This is a genomic window from Nostoc sp. CHAB 5715, from assembly GCF_020829685.1.
GTDB lineage: Bacteria > Cyanobacteriota > Cyanobacteriia > Cyanobacteriales > Nostocaceae > Nostoc.
Genome location: NZ_JAIVFR010001055.1, coordinates 1 through 2,420 on the forward strand (window position 1 = coordinate 1; position 2,420 = coordinate 2,420).

A 2,420-nucleotide genomic window follows, 5' to 3' on the forward strand; every position below is an offset into this window, starting at 1 on the left:
TCAACTTCTAAACTTAAAAGAAGTGTTACTATATCTAGCATGGGCGTTCTGTAGACTGGAAGTTGTCGTTGTGGTAAACAACAACTTTACTACAGAACGCCCTATTTATTTTTGGCGAAGGTATTGTAGTTAATATCTGGGTTAATATTCTTTGGCTCAGAATCAGTCGTAAAAGGAAAGGTAGTCGATTAATTTATCGCACACTTTTCGTACTCAAGCAGATGTTAGCCTTTTTATCTCAAGCTATTGAGCGTAAATATCAATTAGTTGAAAGCATTTATATTCCATCTGGTTAGCATTAACAAATTCTCAATCAGCTAGTCATAAGTAATCATAATCTATACTATGTCTGCTGGTTAGAGTTTTCTGTGTTTCCAAGTATCATAAGCTACAAATATTTTAGCGATCGCTCTTTGGGGAAAAACTTTTTGGTTTACTGATAATAAAGAAAATTATAACATTTTCTAAAAATAATCCATATTTTCCCATAAGACAGTAAGAAACTTTTACAGATTGTTTCCTACTGCCTGTTTTTGCTATCTATATCAATTAGCTTTAACATTCAGCGCGTATTCTTTAAACCTTTCCAAATCAGCTTGTATCGTCGATTCAACTACCCGCCCCAAAAACAAGTTATCCATAATTTTGCCAATAATGCCGGGGATAGCGTAGGAAATGGTCATTTTAACAATACTACTATTGTGGCGATCGTAAAAGCGAATCGCTCCCTGATTCGGCAAACCATCAATCGATTCCCATTGGATAATTTGGTTGGGAATAACTTTGAGAATTCGAGATTTCCAAGTAAATTCTAGACTGCCCGTCTTTAGTTTCCAAAGAGATATATCTGGATTATCTGGCGGAATTTTCACCGAATCAATCCACTTCATCCACCGGGGCATTTGCTCCAAATCAGACCAAAGGCTCCATACTAAATCTATAGGAGCGTCTACTTCTACCTGCACAGTATGCTCTAACCAATCTGACATTCTCTCTTCTTCCTTCTCTACAAGATGCTTTGCGTAGCTTGCTTCTTTGCAAGAGTACGCGTCCTTTGCGCCCTTTGCAGTTCTTTATCTCTTCAAACTCTCCAAAATCACCTTTGCCGCCCGCCGTCCAGAAATAGTTGCTCCTTCCATGCTGTCGATGTAATCTTGCTGAGTATAACTCCCTGCAAGGAAGAAATTATCTACTGGTGTTTTTTGGTTGGGACGGTACGCATCCATCCCTGGCGCTTCTCGGTAGAGAGACTGAGCAAGTTTTACCACACTGTACCAAGTCATATTTAGCTGGCGCGACGAGGGAAACAGTTCATGCACTTGCTTGAGGACATGCTGTGCGATCGCTTCATTACTTTGTGCAATAAACGGATCTCCTGGTGTCAGCACTAGTTGTAACAATGAACCCTGTCCTGGGCGATAATAATCAGCAGGGCTAGTCAACGCCAAATCGGCAAAACAAGAAAAGTCAGCATCGGCTGTGTACAGCAAATTATCAATTCCAGCCGCGTGCAAAAGCTGTTTACGTTGCTCTGCATCGTTCAGTTCTGTTACCCAACCATCGAAGCGTAGCTGCACTGTTGCCACTGGCACTGCATCCAGTTTGTAAATATTGTCAAATTCTGACCACTTACGCCACTCGTGGGGTAGGATGCGTTGAATTCCTGGAACATCACAGGCAAAGACATAAGCATCAGCAGTGATAGTTTCTAATGTATCACCTTGGGCAACTACTATACCAGTGACGCGGGTTTGTTCGTCTAACTCAGTAAATTGAATTTCCCGAACTTGCCGACGCGTGTAAACTTTGGTGCCTCTAACTTCTAAATACTCCAGAATGGGCTTGTGCAAATACTCAGATGGAGAACCTTCCAGCATTCGCAAAACTGAGGCTTCAGTTCTGACTGCAAATAACTGGAATATGGTTAACATACAACGGGCAGACATATTTTCGCAGTCAATAAATCCCAATGCGTAGGCGATGGGGTTCCATAACCGCTTGATGCTGCCATTACTCCCACCGTGACTGCGGAACCAGTCGGCAAAGCTAACTTTATCTAAGTTGCGGATGGTTTTCATCGCCCCATTAAAGTCTACCAACCCGCGAACTATGGGACTAGTACCCAGAGCGATCGCATTTTGCAGTTTATCCTGCAACGATAGTTGGGAAGTAGTGAAAAATGCCTTTAAGCCATTGAAAGGCGCACCTGTAAAGAAGCGAAAATCTAAACCACCAGTGCGGCCTCCTTTATTAATAAAAGTGTGGGTATGTTCCTTGAGGCGTAAGTTTTCTAACATCCCCACTTTCTTCATCAAGTCAAATAGTTGGTAGTAGCAGCCGAAAAATACATGCAAACCCATTTCTAGATGGTTGCCATCTCCATCAACCCAACTGCCAACTTTACCACCTACAAACGGACG

At 41.9% G+C, this 2,420-nt stretch carries 2 protein-coding genes; both read right to left on the reverse strand.

What is annotated here, in order from left to right; genetic code table 11:
- Positions 1-545: 545 nt before the first annotated feature.
- The gene (locus LC574_RS35745; protein WP_229458359.1) at positions 546-989 is read right to left on the reverse strand and encodes an SRPBCC family protein; all 444 of its coding nucleotides are present in this window, start codon (positions 987-989) and stop codon (positions 546-548) included.
- 84 nt (positions 990-1,073) lie between these two features.
- On the reverse strand, positions 1,074-2,420 hold a 1,347-nt coding region (gene zds / locus LC574_RS35750; protein ID WP_229458361.1), incomplete at its 5' end, for a 9,9'-di-cis-zeta-carotene desaturase.

Excerpts from the sequence above, each read along its gene's own strand:
- LC574_RS35745 (WP_229458359.1), bottom strand. The coding sequence starts at position 989 with ATGTCAGATTGGTTAGAGCATACTGTGCAGGTAGAAGTAGACGCTCCT.